The sequence below is a fragment of the Paraglaciecola sp. QJM3NY_14 genome, from assembly GCF_056173245.1.
In genome coordinates this window covers 464,661-486,771 of the sequence record NZ_CM149664.1, presented here as the reverse complement: position 1 = coordinate 486,771, position 22,111 = coordinate 464,661, and the positions used below count along the sequence as shown (strand labels likewise).

General features: G+C 45.2%; 19 protein-coding genes. 7 read left to right on the top strand and 12 right to left on the bottom strand.

Going from position 1 to position 22,111, the window contains the following annotated elements; translation table 11 throughout:
• The first annotated feature begins 214 nt into the window (after nucleotides 1-214).
• Together AC0VYA_RS02100 and trxC are read left to right on the top strand one after the other, a co-directional pair.
• Complete coding sequence (locus AC0VYA_RS02100; RefSeq protein WP_011573348.1) at nucleotides 215-1,063, top strand: ion transporter; 849 nt, start codon at nucleotides 215-217, stop codon at nucleotides 1,061-1,063.
• Nucleotides 1,064-1,492: a thioredoxin TrxC gene (trxC, locus tag AC0VYA_RS02095; protein ID WP_475489908.1), complete on the top strand. Its 429-nt coding sequence runs from the start codon at nucleotides 1,064-1,066 to the stop codon at nucleotides 1,490-1,492.
• Nucleotides 1,493-1,588: 96 nt separating this feature from the next.
• On the opposite strand, the gene prsT is transcribed toward trxC, so the two are convergent.
• A complete protein-coding gene (gene prsT, locus AC0VYA_RS02090; protein ID WP_475489907.1) occupies nucleotides 1,589-4,330 on the bottom strand; it encodes an XrtA/PEP-CTERM system TPR-repeat protein PrsT in 2,742 nt (913 codons plus the stop codon).
• A 555-nt stretch (nucleotides 4,331-4,885) separates the two neighbouring features.
• On the opposite strand from prsT, the gene AC0VYA_RS02085 reads away from it, so the two are divergent.
• A complete protein-coding gene (locus tag AC0VYA_RS02085) occupies nucleotides 4,886-6,625 on the top strand; it encodes a DEAD/DEAH box helicase (RefSeq protein ID WP_011573345.1) in 1,740 nt (579 codons plus the stop codon).
• Nucleotides 6,626-6,868: 243 nt separating this feature from the next.
• Nucleotides 6,869-8,257: a siroheme synthase CysG gene (cysG, locus tag AC0VYA_RS02080; RefSeq protein ID WP_475489906.1), complete on the top strand. Its 1,389-nt coding sequence runs from the start codon at nucleotides 6,869-6,871 to the stop codon at nucleotides 8,255-8,257.
• A gap of 37 nt (nucleotides 8,258-8,294) precedes the next feature.
• On the opposite strand, the gene AC0VYA_RS02075 is transcribed toward cysG, so the two are convergent.
• The 4 genes from AC0VYA_RS02075 to AC0VYA_RS02060 form a co-directional block, all read right to left on the bottom strand.
• Entirely contained in the window at nucleotides 8,295-8,975 is a 681-nt protein-coding gene (locus AC0VYA_RS02075; protein WP_475489905.1) for a spermine/spermidine synthase domain-containing protein, read from the bottom strand.
• Between the two features lie 198 nt (nucleotides 8,976-9,173).
• Entirely contained in the window at nucleotides 9,174-9,920 is a 747-nt protein-coding gene (locus tag AC0VYA_RS02070; RefSeq protein ID WP_475489904.1) for a ferredoxin--NADP reductase, read from the bottom strand.
• Between the two features lie 206 nt (nucleotides 9,921-10,126).
• Nucleotides 10,127-12,478 (bottom strand): TonB-dependent receptor, encoded by a 2,352-nt coding sequence (locus AC0VYA_RS02065; RefSeq protein ID WP_475489903.1) that lies wholly within the window; start codon nucleotides 12,476-12,478, stop codon nucleotides 10,127-10,129.
• 285 nt (nucleotides 12,479-12,763) lie between these two features.
• A complete protein-coding gene (locus AC0VYA_RS02060) occupies nucleotides 12,764-13,180 on the bottom strand; it encodes a hypothetical protein (RefSeq protein WP_475489902.1) in 417 nt (138 codons plus the stop codon).
• A gap of 335 nt (nucleotides 13,181-13,515) precedes the next feature.
• Between AC0VYA_RS02060 and AC0VYA_RS02055 the strand changes: the two genes are divergently transcribed.
• Nucleotides 13,516-14,145, top strand: coding sequence for an HAD family hydrolase (locus AC0VYA_RS02055; RefSeq protein WP_475489901.1), 630 nt, complete (start codon nucleotides 13,516-13,518; stop codon nucleotides 14,143-14,145).
• A gap of 67 nt (nucleotides 14,146-14,212) precedes the next feature.
• On the opposite strand, the gene AC0VYA_RS02050 is transcribed toward AC0VYA_RS02055, so the two are convergent.
• Both AC0VYA_RS02050 and AC0VYA_RS02045 read right to left on the bottom strand, forming a co-directional pair.
• The gene (locus tag AC0VYA_RS02050; protein WP_475489900.1) at nucleotides 14,213-15,355 is read right to left on the bottom strand and encodes an aminotransferase class V-fold PLP-dependent enzyme; all 1,143 of its coding nucleotides are present in this window, start codon (nucleotides 15,353-15,355) and stop codon (nucleotides 14,213-14,215) included.
• A complete protein-coding gene (locus AC0VYA_RS02045; protein WP_475489899.1) occupies nucleotides 15,355-16,173 on the bottom strand; it encodes a tryptophan 2,3-dioxygenase family protein in 819 nt (272 codons plus the stop codon). The genes AC0VYA_RS02050 and AC0VYA_RS02045 overlap by 1 nt, the downstream gene beginning before the upstream one ends.
• Nucleotides 16,174-16,314: 141 nt before the next feature.
• Between AC0VYA_RS02045 and AC0VYA_RS02040 the strand changes: the two genes are divergently transcribed.
• A complete protein-coding gene (locus AC0VYA_RS02040; protein WP_011573336.1) occupies nucleotides 16,315-16,782 on the top strand; it encodes an Lrp/AsnC family transcriptional regulator in 468 nt (155 codons plus the stop codon).
• Between the two features lie 60 nt (nucleotides 16,783-16,842).
• Here AC0VYA_RS02040 and AC0VYA_RS02035 read toward each other — a convergent pair whose 3' ends face one another.
• The 5 genes from AC0VYA_RS02035 to AC0VYA_RS02015 form a co-directional block, all read right to left on the bottom strand.
• The gene (locus tag AC0VYA_RS02035; RefSeq protein ID WP_475489898.1) at nucleotides 16,843-17,712 is read right to left on the bottom strand and encodes an ATP-grasp domain-containing protein; all 870 of its coding nucleotides are present in this window, start codon (nucleotides 17,710-17,712) and stop codon (nucleotides 16,843-16,845) included.
• 105 nt (nucleotides 17,713-17,817) lie between these two features.
• A complete protein-coding gene (gene yggU, locus AC0VYA_RS02030; RefSeq protein WP_041713181.1) occupies nucleotides 17,818-18,126 on the bottom strand; it encodes a DUF167 family protein YggU in 309 nt (102 codons plus the stop codon).
• On the bottom strand, nucleotides 18,123-18,317 hold the full coding sequence (locus AC0VYA_RS02025) for a DUF1049 domain-containing protein (RefSeq protein WP_041713179.1): 195 nt from the start codon (nucleotides 18,315-18,317) through the stop codon (nucleotides 18,123-18,125). The genes yggU and AC0VYA_RS02025 overlap by 4 nt, the downstream gene beginning before the upstream one ends.
• A 79-nt stretch (nucleotides 18,318-18,396) precedes the next feature.
• Complete coding sequence (locus AC0VYA_RS02020) at nucleotides 18,397-18,939, bottom strand: DsrE family protein (RefSeq protein ID WP_475489897.1); 543 nt, start codon at nucleotides 18,937-18,939, stop codon at nucleotides 18,397-18,399.
• A gap of 102 nt (nucleotides 18,940-19,041) precedes the next feature.
• Entirely contained in the window at nucleotides 19,042-20,694 is a 1,653-nt protein-coding gene (locus AC0VYA_RS02015) for a M28 family metallopeptidase (protein ID WP_475489896.1), read from the bottom strand.
• A 250-nt stretch (nucleotides 20,695-20,944) separates the two neighbouring features.
• On the opposite strand from AC0VYA_RS02015, the gene AC0VYA_RS02010 reads away from it, so the two are divergent.
• Nucleotides 20,945-22,108 carry an efflux RND transporter periplasmic adaptor subunit gene (locus AC0VYA_RS02010; RefSeq protein ID WP_011573331.1) on the top strand — a complete coding sequence of 388 codons (1,164 nt, stop codon included), beginning with the start codon at nucleotides 20,945-20,947 and terminating at the stop codon, nucleotides 22,106-22,108.
• Nucleotides 22,109-22,111 lie beyond the last annotated feature (3 nt).

The following is a 22,111-nucleotide window of genomic DNA, read 5'->3' as shown; positions in this document are numbered from 1 at the left end:
AAATAATGTCTTGTCATTTATTTGGAATTTCAAATTATTTTTAGTTATTTAATCTAACAAAAAGGTATTTTCGATGCTTTTATCAGAATATCACGTTTGGTTTGCACTTCATGCATTACGCTTTGGTTTATACACATTCACATACCAATCCTCAATTGACAGCCGAGCAGAATCCAATATTCTATCGACGATTTTTTATAAACTTCGTGAGTCCATGAACGCTTTATCCCTACAAGCCAAATTTATTCGTATTCGTTCGAACAAGCTGTTCGAGATTTTTGTGATTTCGGTGATCATATTTTCCGCCCTGTTAGTGGGCGCGAAAACCTATGAAATGTCCGTGACCATGTACCACGTGACACAGTTTTTAGATTGGTTTATCAGCGCGTTCTTCTTAACTGAAATTACCATTCGGTTTTTAGCTGAAGAGCGAAAGCGGGATTTCTTTAAGAACTTCTGGAATATATTCGATACCTTGATCGTTATTGTCAGCCTTATCCCCGCTGAAGACGCTGATTTGGCCGTTATCGCTCGTCTGGTCAGAGTATTTAGGGTATTGCGGATGATTTCTATCATCCCTGAGTTACGCATACTTTTAGTCTCTTTGGTAAAAGCCTTGCCTCAACTTGGTTACGTTATGCTACTGATGTTCATCATCTTTTATATCTATGCAGCGATAGGTAGCACCTTATTTGAGAGCATTAATCCAGACCTTTGGGGGGATATCGCCATTTCATTATTGACCTTGTTTAGAGTCATGACGTTCGAAGATTGGACCGATGTCATGTATGAAACAATGGAAGTTTACCCATTGAGTTGGGTGTTCTATCTGACCTTTATTTTCTTCACCGCCTTTGCTTTTCTGAATATGGTTATTGGCATAGTCGTCAGTGTAATGGAGCAGGAGAATGAATTGGCGCGCAAACAAAAGGCCAAAGAAGATGCCGCTGAGCACGATTTAGAAGAAGAGCCGACGCTTAGTGATTTGCTGGTGCATATCAAAGATTTACAGCTTCAGGTTAAGCAGTTGTCTCCACATACTATGAAACAGGAGAAAGAATAAATGCATATCGTATGTCCCCATTGTTATGCCATTAACAACGTCCCTGAGAGCAAGGATCATACCCAGGCTAATTGTGGCAAGTGCCAGCAGAAGCTGCATACCCATCAACCGTGCCAGCTCACCCAGCATCAATTTTATCGCTACATTGAGCGAAACCACTTGCCGGTTCTGGTCGACTTTTGGGCCAGTTGGTGCGGTCCGTGCAAAAGCTTTGCTCCTGTATTTGCCAAATTAGCCAGCCAAACGGATAGCGTATTATTCGCCCAGTTAAATACCGAGCAAGCTCAGCAGATCAGTAGTGAAGCCGGTATCCGTAGTATTCCGACGTTGATTTTGTTTCATCAAGGCAAAGAAATCGATCGTATTTCAGGGGCTTTAGGTGAAGCGCAATTAAAGCAGTGGATAGTGCAAGCCGTACAAAAATGTTAGCCAGCTTACCATTGGCCATTTAGCGCTATAAAAAAGCCCGTGACGTATTTCCGTTACGGGCTTTTGTTTTAGTAAAAGCGGATTATAGGTTGTTGATTACTCGGCGTATTTGGCTTTCAATTGAGCTTGGCGAGCAATATTTTCATCAGTTTTCATTTCACGTTGTTCCAGCTTGCGTTTGCCTAGCAACGTGCTGCCGTCGAGGAAAAGTGCTTCCACGTAATTGAGATAAATCTCTTCATTGCGCATTTTGTCATTCACAACCGCATCGTATTGTTTCACTGCTTTTCGGTATTCTTCCTTAGCCACCAACACTTGGGCATAGGTATCTACTGCGGCGGCATTATCAGGGCGCTGTTTTACCGCGCTTTCAGCATATTCCAGGGCTTTGTCTAGCTGATTTTGCTGTAGATACAAATAGGCTAAATTATTCAGTGCAACAAAGTTGTTAGGGTTTTTCTGTAGTAAGGTTTGATAGCTAGCAACAGCTTCGTCATCACCACTATTAATTTGCCTTTCGGCCAACATCATTAAAGCAGCACCGTCGTTCGGTGATACGTTTAAATGGGCTTTAATCGCACTCAGTGCTTGCTCTTTTTTATTTAATCGCTCAAGGGTAAACACCCACAAGACTAGATTTCTGCCATTTGGTAAACCTTCATAGGCAGCATGAGCATTTGGCTCGGCTTGCTCAAAATCACCATCAACAATCAGTAAACGTGCTCGAAAGCCCTTTACAATGGGCATACTTTTTAGCTCTTGCGGTATTGCCTCGTAGGCCTTCCTTCCTGCGTCCATATCTTTATTCATCAATAAGAAATGCGTGTTAAGCAATTGCATTTGAGTGTCGTTGCGCACCGCTAAGAAACCTTCGCTTAACTTGACGCCTTCGGCAAATTTGCCCGTGTTGTCCAGCAGGAGTAACTTGCCCACGACGGCTTGTTTGTCGTTCGGGGCAATGCTCAGCCACTTGTCATAATGATCCTGTGCGCCCTGCAAATCACCTGAACGAATCAACGCTTGGCCTTTCCCCTGCCGGTAAGCAGGTGGCGAAGATTCATTTTGATCAAATTTAACGAACTGTTGCAGTGCCTGCTCATATTGCTTTTCAAGCAGCAATACACGGGCATACAACATACTCAGCTCTTGATTGTCAGGCGCCTTGTTCAGCGCGCTTTGGATAACCTCAATACCTTGCTGTGTTTTACCTTGCTGTTTATTAAACAGATAAGCCGTCGCCAATGCTGGCGTATAATCAGGAAAACGATTAAGCAAAGCCGTTAAGCCTGATTGCGCTCGAACCACATCTTTTTCGGTAATAGCGATGTTGACCAAGCCCAGCGCTGCGCCTTTGTGTTCAGGGTCAATGCGCATCACCTGCTCAAACTCGGCTTTCGCATTGCTTAGATCTTGCTGTTTACTGAACACTTCGCCAGCCAGCAAATACGCGCTGATGTCATTGGCATCTTCGGCTTTCCATTGCTGCGCTAATTCTAGGGCTTTGTCATATTGCTTAGTGGTGATGTAGGCAGTAGCGAGTGTTTTTTTAGCACTCTCAAGTTCAGGTGACTTTTCCAGTGCCTCTTCTAGATTAACGATACCATCAAGATTATTCAGCGAGAGTTTAAGCAAACCTAAACGTGTGAGGTCTTCTGCCGTGGTACTGATACTGGAAGATTTCTCTACTAGCTCTTGGGCGTCTTTTACATTTCCCTGACGCAATAACTCATAACTGGCTTTTGAAAACAGTTGCGCATCTTGCTCGTTGACTTGCTCCATGCGCTCCAGCACATCTCCCGCCTCAGCATTCAAGCCCAGCTGCAATTGGCTAGCAGCCAGTAAACGTAAACCAGGATGGTTGCCAGGCAAACTACTGGCCACTAATGAAAGGTGCTGCTGAGCGGCCTCAAAATCTTTTTGCTGGTATGCGGCATAACCTGCAATTAAACGTAGCGAAGGATCATTCATACCATTTTGAATACCTAGCTCAGCGTATTTCTGGGCCTCTCCATAGTCTTTATCCGCTATTCGTGCAGCCGCTTTAAGTTGATTAAGCAAACCATTCTTAGCATTCACGGCCAATAACTGATCGAGGTAAGGTTCCGCTTTTGCCGTTTCCCCTAAATCTACCCAGAGTTTGGCAAGCACAAAGGTGGTCTGTAAATCATCGGGATACAAAGACACATATCGGTCAAACGCTTGAGCCGCCGCTTTCGGGTCGCCCAAGCTTAAATGCAGTTGCGCCAAAAGTTTAAGGACTTCAGGATGATCAGGGTGGCTATCTTTGATATCGCTAAGGCTTTGCAGTGCCAGAGGATAATCTTTATCAAGTATGTCTTTATAAGCTTGGCTCAGTGACTTGAAGACGGAATCTGTCTGTAACTGCGACTGATCAGCGATGATCGCGCGCGCATCATCGGGCTTATTTAATCGCACTAAAGATACGATTTTGAAATAACCAATTTCCGCTTTGTCCTCATTACTCAGGTCGACGTTGTTATCTTCCATTTCACTGATAGCCGCATAGGCGCCGGTTCGTTGGTAGGCGCGGGTCAGCAACGGCAGCACCTTCGCACCATCGTAACCATATTCTAATGCGCGACTGAGTTCTTTTTCAGCACTCTCAAATTGCTTTTCGTCAAGGTAAACTTTACCCAATTCAAAGCGCGCTTCTGGCGATTTAGGGGCTAATTGTACGGCGGTTTTCAACGAGATAATTGCCGAAGCACTGTCATTTTGCGCGATAAATTCTTGCGCGGCTTGGATATGTTCTTCACTAGTTTGCTGCCCACAACTGATCAACATCCCTAGTGATAGTGCGATTATCGTTTTTCTCATTTTATTCATCATCCATATCCTGTTTCTTCACTCTTTTACTTAGTGCGACATTGCAGCCTGTTATGATGCGCAACGGGTAGTGTGTTATGCCTGAAACCTTTGAGCGTGCAAATGCGACAAAATTATCTTACTTGAACACTTGGTGTAGTGAAACGGCCAATCGTTGCAATTTCAACGCAATTATTTTCAGTTATACTCGACTTTGCTTAACGGTTTAACTCCGCCAGAATCATCTAAGAGTAATTTTTCACCCGGAATTTTATTCACTGAGTATTTGTTACCGTAAGCGACACCATTAAACATGTCAGTTTTATTTTAAATTCGTGACAATTCTGCACTTTTTTAAAGGTTATTTTTCATTGCGTTAACGCATTGATAACAAGTTCATCAGAGATATTCAATAAATACAGATTAGTTCAAATAAAACGCGGCCTAACGTGGTGTATAGACGCGATTTCTCATATAATACTTCTTTTGTGTATCCACGCTGGTTTGTTTTAGAATTTGACTGTGAAATCTAAGTTAATCCTGCGTGTTTCTAACTAGGGATAATTAATGACTGACACTGTCGAATTGACTTTTAAAGACCTCAACCTACCTGCCGAATTGCTTCAAGCTTTAGAAAAAGTAGGTTACGAAAAACCAACCCCAATCCAAGCTCAATGTATTCCGCTAATCATGGAAGGTCACGATCTTCTTGGTACTGCGCAAACCGGTACGGGTAAAACAGCAGCATTCGCATTGCCAATGCTTGCAAACGTGGATGCTAACAACAGCAACACTCAATTATTAGTTTTGGCACCGACTCGCGAATTAGCGATTCAGGTAGCTGAAGCCTTTCAGGTATACGCTAGTTTCTCTCGTAAACTTAACGTATTACCTATTTACGGTGGCTCATCTTACGACAACCAAATTCGCCAACTAAGACGTGGTGCACAGGTTGTAGTCGGCACGCCTGGTCGTGTAATCGACCACATCAAAAAAGGCACGTTGAAATTAGATAACCTTAAGTTCTTGGTATTAGACGAAGCCGACGAAATGCTACGCATGGGTTTCATCGATGACGTTGAGTGGATTTTGAGCCACGCACCAGCAGAGCGCCAAACTGCGTTGTTCTCAGCGACTATGCCTGATCCAATCCGCAAAATTACTAAGCGTTACTTGAGCGATCCTAAACAAGTAAAAATCGAATCTAAAGTTGCTACCGCTAGCACCATCAAACAGCGTTACTGCCAGGTGGCTGGCCACCACAAACTTGAAGCCCTTACCCGTATTATGGAAGTGGAAGAGTTTGATGCAGTGATTATTTTCGTACGTACTAAAACCGCAACCATGGAGCTTTCTGAGAAATTGTCTGCTCGTGGCTACGCTGTTGAGCCTCTTAACGGTGACATTCCGCAAAACTCACGTGAACGTACTGTTGAACGTTTGAAGCGCGGTAAAATTGATATTCTTGTAGCAACAGACGTTGTTGCACGTGGCCTTGACGTTGAACGTGTAAGTCACGTTATCAACTACGACGTGCCTTACGATACAGAATCTTACGTTCACCGTATTGGTCGTACTGGCCGTGCTGGTCGTCAAGGTGATGCAATACTGTTCATCTCACATCGTGAGAAGCGCATGTTGTTCTCAATCGAGCGTGCTACACGTCAATCGATTGATCCTATGCCAATCCCATCAATCTCTCAGCTAAATGAAACGCGTTTGAGCCGCTTCAAAAGCAGCGTGATTGAAGCGATCGGTGACAGCAGCATTGAGACATTGATCCCTATCGTTGAGTCAATTCAAGCAGAAACCGAAGCCGCACCAGAAGTGATTATGGCTGCATTAGCTAAGATTGCTCAAGGTGACGAGCCGCTTATTCTGAAAGAAGGCGACCGTCCTGACCTGAACTCTGCCCCTCCTCGTGGTGACAGAAATGACCGTGGTGGTCGTGATGATCGCGGTGGACGTGGTCGTGAGCGTGGCGGTGACCGCGGTGGTGACAGACCACAACGTGCTCGCAAAAGCAGTACGCCAGAAGAAGGCATGCAGCGCTACCGTATCGAAGTAGGTCATACTCATGGCGCTAAGCCTGGCAACATCGTTGGCGCGATCGCTAATGAAGCAAACATCAGCAGTAAAAATATTGGTGCTATCGAGATTTACGATAACTTCAGTACCGTTGATTTGCCGAAAAATATGCCTCGTGCAACGCAAGATACATTGCAAAAAACCCGTGTTGCCGGTCAGCGTTTGAACATGCGTGAATGGTCAGATCAGCCTCCACGTCGTCGTGGTAAGCCTGAATAAGCTAAGCCTGACGTCGCCCTTTTATGCGCCTCTAATTGGCGAATAAAAGTGAAATTGCTAACAATATAAGAAGAGGCCACTGGCCTCTTTTTTTATGCCTATTAAAAAGTCTTGCTTAAGGCTATGAGAACCACTTCCATCATAACTAAAAAGAATATCTTTTCTGATTACAATGCTTTATTTAACTAAGAAGAACCCGCAGAATAGCATCTATATTAAGAGTTTTAAGCGTTAGCGAGCCCTATGCAATATTTCCCTATTTTTGTTGATACTAAAGAGCTGAACTGTCTCGTTGTCGGTGCAGGGGAAGTGGCTGCCCGTAAAGTGGAGTTGCTGTTAAAAACCTCAGCCACTATCACAGTGGTTGCCCCTTGGGCCTGTGATACGGTGCAACGCTTAGCGGATGAAGGGCAAGTCACACTGCACACTCGTGGGTACGAATCGAGTGACCTCACGGCCAAACAATTAGTCTTTGTGGCCACAGACGACAGCCAATTAAATATAGATATCCATCACCAAGCTAAGGCACAAAATATTCTGGTGAATGTGGTTGATAATACGCCTTTGTGTCAGTTTATTACCCCTTCAATTGTTGACCGCTCGCCGATTATTATCGCCATGAGCAGCGGCGGTGTTGCGCCTGTACTACTGCGCTATTTACGCCAGAAACTCGAGTCTGTTATTCCGCAAAAGGTCAGTTTGCTGGGGCAGTTTTCAGAAAAATTCCGTGAAACCGTTAAAGCCCGCTTTAACTCAGTGACAAAACGCCGTTACTTTTGGGAAGATATCCTCGATGGCGATGTCGCCGAACAGGTTCTACAAGGCAACAACAGCAAAGCCGAACAGATGATGCAAGACAAACTTGCCCTTGACGAGCATGACTCGGGCAAAGGAGAGGTGTACTTGGTCGGTGCTGGTCCAGGCGATCCAGACTTACTAACGTTTCGCGCGCTACGCCTAATGCAAAAAGCCGACGTCGTCGTATATGACCGCTTGGTGTCCAAAGAAATATTAGAACTGGTGCGCCGGGATGCAGAGAAAATATACGTGGGAAAAGCCCGCAGCTTACATACCGTGCCACAAGATGAAATTAACGCGCTACTGGCCGATTTAGCCTTAAAGGGGAATCGAGTCGTGCGTCTAAAAGGCGGTGACCCTTTTATATTTGGTCGCGGCGGTGAAGAAATAGAGACCCTAGTGGAAAAAGGCGTGAGCTTCCAAGTGGTGCCTGGCATTACAGCCGCCAGTGGTGCTGCCAGTTACGCTGGCATTCCCCTGACCCACAGAGATCACGCCAAGTCGGTGGTATTTGCCACAGGCCACTTGCGGGATAATAGCATCAACTTAAACTGGCCCATGCTGGCCCAGCCTGAACAAACCACTGTATTCTATATGGGGTTAACAGGCTTGCCTGTTATTTGTGAGAAACTTATTCAGCATGGCCTACCGGACACCACTGAAATTGCACTGGTGCAATCGGCAACGACCGCAGAGCAAAAAGTCGTGGCCGGTAACTTAGCAAATATTCAACAAAAAGTGGCAGAAGCCGGCATTAAACCACCGGCGCTTATCATTGTTGGTTCTGTGGTCAGCTTACGAGAGAAACTTAACTGGTTTGGCGCTGACGCTTAAGGTCAACGACGCTCACTGCTCTTATGATGTCACCCGGCTATTCAGGCTTTTTAGCTAAGAAGATGGTGTGCTTGATACCTTTATCAGCTCTGGCTGATGCGATGCGCGTATCGACTTTGTAGCCGACATTTTTAAGGCGCACTTCAAATAAATAATCTGGGCCCGCAGACCAAATTGCCAGTACGCCTTTTGGCCGTAGCATCTGCAAAATAGCCTTGAGCCCCACTTCTGAATATATCCAGTTGTTATCAGCATGCGTCAACCCTCTTGGGCCGTTGTCTACGTCCAACAGAATTGCGTCATACGTTTCGCTCTGTAGAGTTAACAGCTTGGTTACGTCCCCTACTTTTACTTGGGTTCTAGGGTCTTTCAATGGGTAGCCGGAACACTGCCCTAATGGCCCTTGGTTCCACGTAACAACCTCAGGGATAAGCTCGGCGACCGTGACACTCGCCGATTCATTCAGCACACTCAAGGCAGCAGTTAGTGTATATCCCATGCCTAAACCGCCCACCAGCACATTGGCGTTGCCCACATCTTTCAAATGACCGCAGCCAACTCGAGACAGGACTTTCTCGGAATTAAAAACACGGCTATTCATCAATTCACCACGCTTGCCAGCGATACGAATTGAAAACTCTTTACCGCGCTGATGTAACGTCAGTTCACCGCCATTATTCGGTATTTGCGCGCTGTTGATTTGCGTCCAAGGGGTCATAGAATACCTAGTGTGTAATGAGAATGTGAGATCATTGAGTCATGACTCATAGAGTAAAATATCAGTGAGTGCGGCTTCAGAGATTAAGCATAGTGAAAAAAGATAATCAGCTATAAGCAAATGATGCGCTTTTTATTGGCCGCACTCTACCATATTTTCGTGCCTATTCTTAACATTCAGCTGGCATTCGCGCGAAAACTACCAGTAACGCTCCTGCGTAATCTGACCTGGTGAGCGACGTAGATGCTTCTTCAGCCCCATGTTTTTTAGCGTCACCATAGCCTCTTCGATCATTTGTGGATTGCCGCATAACATGACCTGACTTTGCTGGGCGCTTAAGGGCGTATTGGCTGTGTTGATGATAGCTCCTGATTGCAATAACTCAGGTATACGCCCGTGCAATGCACCTTTGCCTTCTTCTCGACTGACAATAGGTAGGTAACTAAATTGATCTGAGTGTTGGCTTTTACACTGTTGAATAAATTCGCCGTACGCCAAGTCATTTTGATACCGGGCCGCGTAGACTAAAACAACTTTTTTATACCGCTGCCAAATCTCTTCGCCCGCAAGAATAGATAGAAAAGGCCCAACTCCTGTGCCTGTGGCAATCAGCCAAATATTGTCGCTGTCTGGTACTTCATTTAAAACCAAAAAGCCCGTCGCTGGCGCCATAACCTTTAGCCCATCACCTTCATGTAATTCATGTAATTTAGGTGACAAAATGCCTTCCTCTACCGGCACAGCCATAATTTCCAATTCGCTGCTACGTGGGTGGCTGACTAAAGAATAAGGCCTAGAAATGACGGTGTCATCTTGAGCGATGCCGACTTTAGTAAATTGGCCCGGAGTATACGCAGGAAAATCAGCGCACTGAAAACGTAAGCTAAAAAGGTGGTCGTTCCAATCAATCCGCTTTGTGACCTTTGCGTCTAACCACTGTGCCATAAAACCTCCCACTAAATAGACTGAGTTGAAACGCTACCATGATAATTCTGTTGATGCAGAGGAATTTATATTCCGCAATATTGAATTTACGGTGTCTCCCTTTACTAAAAACCCCGTTTTAGCGACGTGCTGAAACGGGGTACAGGCTTTCAATTGTTACTGACGCTCTTGTGCATACTTGCACAGAGCGCGGGTCATACGTTTATCTACTCGCCAAAACGCATTTTGAACTCGATGCCGTAAAAGCGTGGGGCCCCCGCGACAAAAGTTGGGTTGCCAAAGCCGCCACCGGTATTACCTGCGTCCACTAGATATTCTTTATCAAGCAAGTTACTGGCAAACAAGTTTACTGCCCAATCTTCATCCGCACCTGCAATACCGATGCGGGCACTGACTAAGCTGACGGAATCTTCGCTGATGTCTAAACCTGATATTGGCGCGTTCGCCGGTTCAAAGAACACGTCTGAGCGGTAGCTGTACACTAAAGAACTCGTTAGGTTATAACCTTGCGAAAGTGCAGTCGCGTAGAACATGCCGACACTGGCTGTCCATTCCGGCTGCAAGCGAAAGCGATTGCCCGCTAGATCACCGTTTGTGCTGTCGTCGTCTATGGTTGCATCTAAATAAGCTAGATTAGCGAATAGCTCAAAATCAGCACCTAACAGGGCACGCACTTCTGCTTCAGCGCCAACATTGGTCGCCGAGCCAGCATCTGCGGCATATGCCACGCCCTCGTCATCTAACAAAGTAACTTGGAAATTTGAATAGTCTTGATAAAACACCGAGGCGTTATAATTCACAGATTTATCAAACGCTTGTCCTTTGATGCCCGCTTCGTAGTTCCAGATGATCTCAGCTGGGATTTCAGTAACAGACTTCTCACCCGAGCCATCTTCCCCGCGAACTGACGTCACATTCAACACATCAGAGCGGCGACCTTTAGAAATGGTCGCGTACATATTGATGTCTTCATTTAAGACGTACAACATATTAAAGCGTGGCAACCAATCATCGTAGTCTTCTTCAGCACGGAAAATCTGACCTTCTGTGTCCACGGTAAACAGTTCACTGCCAGTTAATACACTTGCAGGCGCATCTGAGCGATAACCACTTTTTTTGTCTTCACGCACATAGCGTAAACCGGCGGTTAGCTCTAGCGTCTCATTCACGGCATAAGTCACATCAGCGAACGCTGAGTAAGCATCGGTCTCGCCGTAGTTTTCAAACTCTAAACGATACGGCAAAAGCTGAGCAGCCCCTTCAGTTAAAATGGGCGTGAGCACAGGAACAGAGCCATCGTTTGCTACGCATGGCTGCGCAAGAGCAGCAAAGGCCCCTAGGCAGTTCAAAAAGACAGATTCCTCTGTGCTAAATGGCACTGCTTGACTACCGTCTTCGGTGAAATAGCTCACACCGGCGATAGTAGTCAGTTTGTCACCTTGATGAATCATGCGAAATTCTTGGCTGAATTGATCGCCAGTGGCATCTTCAGCAAATTCTAAGAACCACGCTTGCGTGCCATCGGCATCAAATACTTCCAGTGAATCAAAGCGACGAGAAGCGGTGATTGAGGTAAACGTTAAGTCTTGGTTAATGTCCCAATTAACCGTTAGGTTAAGATCGTCAACGGTGCGTTCTACGCCCAAATCTTTGCGGCCAAACACCTCTTGGGATAATGGACTACCTGACATTTCCACAAAACTAAATGCGCTGGTATCGCCACCAGTGGGTGCAAATAAGCCATTTTTAAACGATGTTCCCGTGTCGTCATTTTTTTCGTGGGTATAAACTAAGTCTATGGTCAGCTCATCAGTGGGTGTAAAACGTAGCGACGGGCGAAACGCTGTGCGCTCAATACCATGCATGTCTTCCTGATCGAATCCGTCAGGGGTTTGCGAACCCGCTTCCCCTGCAATATTACGAATGAAACCATCACGCTGGCGATAGCTAAACGCCAATCGCCCCTGCACTTGGCTATTGCCGCCAGTCACGAACCCACTGAGGGTTTCAGCTGAATAATTCCCCACACTGGCCTTTATTTCTGCACCGAATTCTTCTTGGGGTTTACGGGTGATAACACTTAACGCCCCCACTGATGCTGCCGTGCCAAACAGGGTCGCTTGCGGGCCTTTAACCACTTCAATACGCTCTATATCAAACAATTCAAAATACGAGCCCCGAGAGCGGGATACGTCAGCACCGTTATAGTAAATCGACACACGAGGCGCCGCCTGTGACGAACCACTGTCTGAGGTAATCCCCCGAATAACGAAACCCGGGTTGTTCGGGCTTTGTTCTTGAATCACCAAACCAGGGGTTATTTCGGATAAGGTGTCGAGCTCGGCAACCCCTAAACTCTCAAGCAACGCACCATCGTAGGCACTGATACTGACAGGCACATCTTGAATTGACTGATCGCGTTTTTGCGCCGTCACGGTAATTTCTTCGATTTGATGCTGATTACGTGACGTCTGCCCGTAAGCATTCGTTCCAATAACCCCTGCAACAAGAAGGGCTAGCTTACTAACGGTAAAAATAGAGGATGTTATTGTTGTCATGTGTGTTCCATTTAAGAGTGACTGCGATATAAGCGCAGCAAAGGTACTCAGTAAATGCGAAACTTACATGACCATTTTATGACAAATAGATGACGTAACCGATCATGGCAACTATTTAATAACATTGAATATTTTATATTTATGATGGTGAATAAGCACAGCTTATAAAAACGGAAAAGCCGATGAGTTTGAAGTGACACTATCGGCTTTTTTTTACTGACTCAGTGGCCACTACATGAAATGCTCAAATATGAAGTGAGCAAGTATGAAGTGATAAAAAGCAGGCTATTTACCTAATGTAAACTTAGTGTCTTCGTCAAGTAGTAGGTATAGCGCGAAACATGCTGCCCACATAGGCCATGCAGCAAAGAACAATAGGTTATTGAACGCATCAAAGTATTGAGCAAAAGCTGAAAGCGTAGAGCCTCCGTGCATTAAGAAAATGAGCCCATAAGTGAAACGTTTTTTAATGCCCGTCACAAACGCCAATACCAGCAGTAGCTGCAAAGCGCCCATAATGTGGGCAACCGTCTCACCTAAGCCTGGAATAGAATAAAACTTATCGAAGATAGCGATGCTATGGCCTGGGTTAACGAATTTGTCCATTGTCCAAATAAACATCACAATAAACACCCCAAGGCGTAGAGCCAATAAAGACCACTGTAGACGGGTTCTTACATCGTTAGATACCGCTTCACTCATTTTTGATTCCTTGATTGTCACTATTTACAGCTTATTAATAGTAAGCTGGTCGCTATGTCGGCGTTAGTGAATTTAAAAAAGCGCCACGCCTGCTTGTGCAACAGCGATTGGCAGGATAACTACAACAAAAGTCGATACAGCACCAGACCGAGAAAAACGAAAAATATTACACCGCAAATGACTGTTTTTACTGTGACGCGACGAACGGCATTTTTAGCCCGTCGAATGACATGTTGGCCCACGTTGAATAAGACTGAACCGAATAGCGCTAACCATGATACTCGATGCATATCAGAAGCAAGCACGTAAACTGACCACTCTGGCTAGGGAGAAAAATGATTAACCGGACAAGCCCAACCAACCCACATCCTATCAATCAAATCAAAGGTTTCATCTTTGATCTTGATGGTACATTGGTGACATCAAAGCTAGATTTCATATACCTGCGCGAACAAGTCGGTTGCCCACCAAAACAAGATATATTGCGTTTTATCGAAGGATTAGACGAAGCGCAGCAAATAGTGGCGAATAGAATTGTGGCAGATTACGAACTGCAAGACGCGCAAAATGCCCTGTGGATAGACGGCGCCCTGCCATTGATTCAGTGCCTGGCGAGCTCACAGCAACCTGTCGCTATTGTTACGCGCAATAGCCAACCCGCCACTCAACATAAGCTAAAACACCATGCTTCGCTGTTTGATCCCATAGTAACCAGAGAAGACGCTGCGCCTAAACCTGATCCGCAAGCGTTATTGCACATCGCCACATTGTGGCAATTACCCGTTCACCAACTCGCCTACGTAGGAGATTATCTGTATGACATTCAAGCAGCGAAAAACGCAGGTATGCTTGCTTGTTTATTCGCCCCAGATGAACTCCCAGAATATGCCGACCAGGCCGATTGGGTCTTTAATCACTTCAGCGAATTTTTAGCGGCGTTAAAAACAAGCGAAGTACGACGATGACGTTTCATCATCGAACAGTAACAGCGAAATATGAAGGCAAATCCGAAGCTTTGCCTATCGTACTTGCCTACAAGTCCTTAAACATTTGAGCAACACGTTGTGCCTCTTGCTCTGTGTTGTAAATATGCCACGACAGGCGCAGACAATCGCCCCTTCGATCGAAATACGCATTGGCTGCGTGCAAGTCGCTTTCCAATTGGGTGAGCTTAGGCTCTGATAAATGCACACACAAAGTGCCGCCGGTTTGCGCTACATCTATCGGCGTTAACACATGCTCGGCGGCATCGGCTAGCACGACTCTTTGTAACGCTTTACTGTGTTCGAATAAGCTTTGTGAACCGATTTGGTTGACTTGCTGCACACCTACCAGCGCTGTGGCATAGGGTAAGATACTCGGCGTGCCCCCCCAAAAGCGCTTTGCTGCGTCTGCAAACGCAAAGTGTTCGATATCAAACTCAAACGGATTTTGATGAGAAAACCAGCCCAATTGTTTTGGTTCAAGTGCATTAATATGCTTTGGGTTTATCCACATAAAGCCAGCTCCGGGTCCGCCACACAACCATTTGACGCATGAGCCTAAGATCACATCAACGTCCCACGTTTGTAAATCAATCGGCACAACCCCTACCGATTGCGCCACATCCACAACTACTCGAATATTCTTTGCCCGGCACAAGGCGCTTATATCAGCTACGTTTGATAACACACCGCTGTTTGAGTGCACATGGGTGATCAATGCCACCTCTACATCTTCAGTTAAGTGAGCTTGCCAAGCTGCAACGTCATTCGGGTCAATATCCTTGTCTATTAACGTCAGCTCAAAACCGTAAGCTGCCAACCCTTGAACAACGAAGCCCAAAGACGGAAATGCTGACGCATGCATTAATACTGTGCGTTTGTGGGTTGCGGGTTTACCGGCGTTTTTTAACTGAACGCTCCCAAGGGACTGCAAGTATTGATTCAACCCACTTGAAACACTGGGTTGAGGGCAAAAATCCGCTGAGCTGGCATTAAACAAGGTGCCCAATTCCTCACAAAATTGCTCGATAATCGTTAGCCACTGCGGCCAAGCATCCCCACCCTTTTGCTGCCAAGGTTCGAAATAAGTTTGTCCCACTAAGCTGCGTGTCAGCACAGGCATGCAACCCACCGAATGGCTGAGTAGATACATCCCCTTAGGTAAAGAAAACTGCTGATTGGCATCTTGCACTATAGGGCCTCACTAGGATTTTGATGAAACGGGCAACCACCACCAACTTGGTTTTTAACCTCATGAATTGACTCTCGCACTTCACCATAAGCGCTGCCCCAGCTGTCCGTCATGCTGCTACGCACCTGCCACAATTCAGGGAAAAATCGATGTTTCGCGCCATTTTCCAATAGCGTCACGGCTCGCCCTTTCAACGACTTAGCCTCAAGGCCAATTGAACGTTGAATTAAAAAAATATGCAGGCTACGAAACTTTTGTAATTGCTCATCAAATTCAGCTAAGCACTCGGCCACAACGTAACTTTCGTCGTGACTGTATTGGCTATCGTATACTTGCTCGATGTTTTTATTTCGCCCTACTAAGTATTGCTCGTTGAACACGCTCCATAAGTCGGTTGGCATTTTCAATAACGTACGAAAACCAGGTGACTCTTGGCCGCTACCATTGCCAAGTTGCAAACGAATTTGCTGATACTCTTTTGGGGACATGGTTTCGAGTAAATCCAATTGCTGACTCATCATGCGCTGAATAAAACTCACGCGCTTCATCAAAGTCACCACTCGTAAGGTGTTTTCTTGCTGCATGAATTCCAATACATCCACCAGCGTATAAATGGCGAGTTTCATCCACAACTCTTCCACTTGATGCACTATTTGAAACTGTAACTCGTCGCCATTGCACAGCTCGGTTAACGGTTTTTGCGCACTCAGTAACTGCTGACAATTTAAATAAGTGCCGTAATCAAGCATCTCTGGTTTATCAAGTAGGGCATGGTACTTTTGGCGAAAAATAGTATCGGGCGTTTCAGGCTTATTCATAGACATTATCCTTGCTCAGTTTGGCTGCGTGACTTCACACGTCAATAATGCCTATCATGCTAGAGTACTCGCCTTCGAACATTGTTCTATTTATACTGATTGAAAGCGAATTTTAAGAACAACGTTCTGGTTATTTCACATATGAAGAAACAAGTGTTAGATAAAAGCAGTATAAAAATCATCAATGCCTTGGAAAAAGATGGTCGCATGTCATTCGCAAACCTAGGTGATACCCTAGGTATCAGTAAAACACCCTGTTGGAATAAAGTGCAGCAATTGCAATCGGCAGGGGTTATTGAAGGATATAGCGCCCAACTAAATACCAAGGCGCTCGGCTTAAGCATTCGCGCATTGGTGCATGTGGTGGTCGATTTTGAACATTATCAGGCGTTTGAAAAGGCGATTATCGAACACGCTTCAGTGCGCTCTTGTCATGCTGTCACTGGGGATTCAGATTATGTGCTGGAGATACTTGCGACTGACATCGAGGCATTTGACGAGCTGTTAAGGGCACAGTTGAGCAGATTACCCGGCGTACAACGCTTTAATACTTCGATATCCACGCGTATGGTCAAAAATAATGGGCCATATTCAAACATGTTGCCATAGCTGGCTTATAAGCACTGGCTCAGCTACAGATAAAAACCCCGCTCGCCGGCTGATAAAGCGCTAACCTTTCCCAAATGATTCCACGAAAGCCTCAACAAAATTAGCTGGAGCGTTGGCATCCATATTGAAGTACAGACTCGGTTCAATTAGCTCAATTTCAATCACCACATACTCATCTTGATAACGCAGTAAATCGATGCGCGCATATAAGGCATCATCTGGCAGCGACGCCATAGTATGGCGAGCCTGAGTAAACATTTCTTCATCAGGCTCAACAGCTTGTAAACTGCCACCATGCTCTTCTTGTACTCTAAAATCACCTGGCTCAGGTGTTTTTAAAATTGCGTGGCTAAAGTGACCGTTAAAGTAAAAGAGCGAATACTCCCCTTGGGTTACGACGGCTTCAATAAAGGGTTGAACCATAAACGCCCGCCCGTTAAAGACCTCAGCAAGATTTTTTGATTGGGCAAGTAACTGCTCTCGGTCGAGCATGTAAGTATGATCAGCATTAGCACTTATACATGGTTTTATGACCAGTCGATCACAGGAAAAACGTTCAAAACCCACGCTGACTTTTGCTAAATCGAATGTGTCTAGCCATAGGGTAGGCACAATTGCGATCCCCTGACTGGCTATATCTTTTAAATACTCTTTACTAATATTCCACGTTAATAACCGTAAGCTATTGGCCAATATAGCGCTAGAATCTTCAATTCGCTGTAAGCACCGCATAAACGCTTTGGCATGCTGTTGATAGTCCCACGTGCTGCGCACTACTACCACATCAAAACGATCCCAATCCACTGTGTTATCGTGCCAAGACACCGCCTCAACCTGCCAGCCTTGTTGCTTTAACGGTTCGTATAATAGTTCGTCGTAAACAAAGTACCCTTCTAGATTATCGGTAGATAAAAAAGCACAACGTTTCATAGTATTTGAACCTCATTCTTCATAACCTCAAACTGTTCATAATCTAAATACAAAAACTTCATAATTCATGCATTCGATGCTAACACAGGTAAGCGTTAACTCAGGTTAACTACTGTGATCTGCGACATGTTGTTGAATGGCCTTAGGTATGATTAGCGGCTTTGAAATAAGCACTGTTTTGTGCCGGTTTAATTGGCCTTTGGTAATCACCACTTTCGATTTAGCCACGCCGCACTGCTTGGCTAAATATTTAATCAAATGCGTATTGGCTTTACCGTCAACGGGCGGTGCGGTGATCGCAACCTTAAGCTCATCACCGTGGAGGCCCACCACTTCGTCACGAGACGCTTTGGGTTGTGTATAAATACGCAAGTGCAAATCACCATCAATCACCTGAGCAGCGCTACTCTTCAATGCTTCTTCTCCTGGGCGCGTTGCTGACGCCTTTGCTCACGCTTCATTTTTTGGCGTTTTTTATCTTTTAATACAGAGTAAACAATTGCAACTAAGCCCAACACAAAAGCCAAAATGAGAGCAACCCCGATCCATTGACACAACAACGGATAGGCGCAAGGTAAGCCGATTTGAATCGCTGAATCGTTCATCGATTTTAAGTTATCACGTGCAGTAAATTTGATTATGGATATGCGTCAAATTATCTACATAGTGGTAAGCACTCTCCCCTCAAAAAGGATTCACGTTATACCCTTGTTGATGCAACAACATATGGGCGGTCATAGCGGATAGCACCATATCAACGCCATCGATTAAGTCATCGTTGGCAATCTGATGATAATAAGCCGATTGCCCGCACAGCATGATTTGCACACCATTGGCTATCAAGGTGCTGAGCAGTTCAGCATTTGGATTGGGTTTGCCATATTTTTGCTTATACGCCTTCGTATTAAGCATTTCGTTGCTGGCACTACCATGGATCACCATAGCGAGATGTAGATTTTCCAGCGGCACGCCGTTCGCAACATGCATGTTAATAAAACGCGCTACCGTATCAATACCGCGGTTGAGTGCTCCCTCTTTGCCTGCTTGGTCAATATCAAAAGTCAGTTTAAATACCGTGTCTTTTGGTAATGTAACGTCCTGTTTTACTGGCGCGTGTTGTCCGTAACCAAAAATAACAGGGCCATCTGCAAAGCCTTCTGCAAATGCGTTCCCCCAAGTGACACTGCCTATTATGGCTAAGACCACAAACCTTAATTTACCCATCATGTCTCTCTATTTATCGCACGGTTATATGCTTGCTCGCTTTGATGCGCACTAGTTAGCATTGATTCGCGCCAGTTAACATCTTTTGGCTAATTGTTACACAGATTACTTGGCTAAGTCAGCTTCACGGCTCGCTTTAAAGTCAGAGGCCATCTTCCACTTTGGCCAGTCTCTCGAGTTTGCTAATGTCGCGGTAATATTGACCATCAATTTAATGTCTTGCTCTACGCCACCCAGTGACCAATCAGCTGAAAAGTCATCCGCTGCTTTATGATATTTATGGGCGATATAATCAGGGTCTGTGTCCCCTAAGCTCATAAACAACAAGCTCGGAACACCTTGTTTAGCCATTGAAAAATGATCAGAGCGGAAAAACAAGCCGTTCTGGGGGCGAGGATCAAGCTTTACTCGCCGCCCTTGCGCTTTGGCTGCGTTTGCAAGGTAATCTTCCATGTCAGATAAACCGTCACCGTACTGCAGAATATAATCCACTTTATCCAACACGTTCATACCATCAATGTTAAGCAAGGCAACCATCTTCTTGGTAGGGATGATATCCCCTTTTGAGAATTGCTCTGAGCCAATCAACCCCGTTTCTTCTGCGGTGAAATTAATGAATAAAATGGAACGTTCGAATGGTTTAACATCATGTTGTGCCTTGAGCATACGCGCCATTTCTAATGTGCCAGCAACACCAGAAGCATTGTCTACGGCGCCGTTATAAATAATATCGCCATCGGCGGTTTGTTTAGTACCAAAATGATCCCAGTGTGCGCCTACCAATACGTATTCGTCCGGGTATTTACTGCCGGTAATTGTTGCCAGTACATTGTGTGACGTCGCTTGGCTAATGGTGTTTTTAAGACGTAAATTGGCAGTTTGCTTCAACGTCACTGGACTAAAATTGCTCTGCAATGCTTGTGCTTTAAGTTGTTGATAATTGAGGCCTGACTGTTCGAACACTTGCTCTGTTGCGGCCAACTGTATCCAACCCATAATCGGTAACTTGGATTTATTTTGCTCATTATCAACCAATGTATACTTGCTACCCGTGTTTGAGCTTTCTACCACACTCCATGGGTAAGCTGCTGGGGCAGTTTCATGTACAATCAGCACGGCTTTTGCTCCCTGACGGGCTGCTTCTTCGTACTTGTATGTCCAGCGACCGTAGTAAGTCATCGCATTGCCAGTAAACACACTTGGGTTCTGTGTGGCAAAGCCTGGGTCATTAACTAACACGATAACCGTCTTGCCCTTAACATCTACATTGGCGTAATCGTTCCATTGATACTCAGGTGCGTTGATCCCGTAACCGACAAATACTAATTCAGAATCGTTAAGGGTTATCTGTGGGTTAATCTGTTCGGTACGTGCGGTGAAGTCGCTTCCTGCGAGAAAAGACAACTCACCTATTTGTAAACGCATGTTTTGGTCAGGCGTAATCTGCGCCATGGGCACAGGTTGTAGGAATTGTGCTACGGGTGACGACTTCTGTGCATGTGGGTTCCCGCCCTGCAACCCCATCGCTTGATACTGCTTGGCTAAATAGTTAATCGTTAAGGTTTCCCCCTCCGTTAGGGGACCTCTTCCTTGAAAGGTATCAGAGGCGAGCGTCTCGATATGGTGTGCCACGTTGATGAGATTAACGTTGTGCTCTTTATCTTGAGCACTTAGCGAAAAGGGCGCTAGAACAAGGCCTAGCATAGCACTGGCTTTAACAAGTTTGTAAAACTTATGGTGTAACATTGAGCAATTCATACGTTAGATCCGGTTAGATGCACTTCACCAATAAAGCGAAGTTAACATGTTAATTTTACTGAGATTAGCGATAAAATTAACGTTAATTTATGGGTAAAAAAAAGAATAAGTAAATAGGAATGACAGATGTTAACCGATATACTTTTGTTTACAATTAGAAGTACTCGTTGAATGAAAAGTAGAACTACTATTCACGTTCAACGACTCATTATAATAATAACGAAACACACAAATAAGGTTTTTCCCCCCAATGAACAATAGATGGATGAAGGTTCTACTCCCCTTTCTAGCACTTATCGCCGGCTTTGGTGGAATGACGTTGATAGAAGTCAGCGCTTCCGAAGACGAGAAGAAAGAGCTTGTCGATACACGCCCTACGATTACAGTAGAAACTGCCCATGCAGAAGATTATCAAGTTGTCATTTCCAACCACGGTGAAGTGCAGCCCCTAGAGCGTACTATGATTTCCGCCCAAGTGTCAGGCGAAGTGATTAGCTGGCACCCCAGCTTTGTCGCCGGTGGGTTAGTTCTGCGTGGCAGTGTTTTATTTAGCATCGAAAAAGATGCCTACGAAGCAGCGCTTTTACAAGCACAGGCCAATGTCAGTTTGGCCCAATCCCAATTAATAGAAGAAAAAGCCCGTGCTGACGTTGCCGAGCAGGAAGCCAGAAGTCTTCCAAGCAGTAAAGTGTCTGATTTGTATTTACGTAAACCTCAATTGCTCAGCGCTCAGGCAAATTTGAAATCAGCACAAGCCAGCCTAAAAATTGCTCAACGCGATTTAGATAACTGCGAAGTTATTGCCCCCTACGATGCACTCGTGATCAGCCGTAATATCGGTGTTGGCCAATTTATCTCTCAAGGTACCTCTGTAGGCGAAATATATAATGTTGAAGCAGCTGAGGTCATCTTCCCAATCGCTGGTTTTGACCGCGAATTTTTACCCGACGACTTAGCAGAAAAAGAAGCCAAAGTTGTGACCAACGGTTACAGTCCAATTGAGCGTACCGGATTAATTTCACGTGATTTAGGCGTAGTGGATCAAGCAACCCGCATGAGTCAATTAGTGGTTCGGGTAAACGATCCATACAGCCTGAAAAGCAATTTGCCAGCCCTCAAATTTGGTAACTATGTTCAGGTTAGTTTTCCTGGACGTACCCTAGAGCACATTTATCGCTTACCTCAGGCGCTGGTTAATAACCAGACGGTGTGGATAATGGACAAAGACAGCAAGCTACAACCTAAGAAAGTCGAAATTCTTCGCGAGGAAGGCGAGTACTTGCTTATCAGTAAAGGCATTTCTGACAACGACAATATTGTAACGACCCTGCCTGAATACCCGCAAACAGGCATGGAAGTCAAAGTCAGTAGTGGAAAATCAGCCAGTGAGCTAACCGCTCAGAAAGCGAAATAGGAG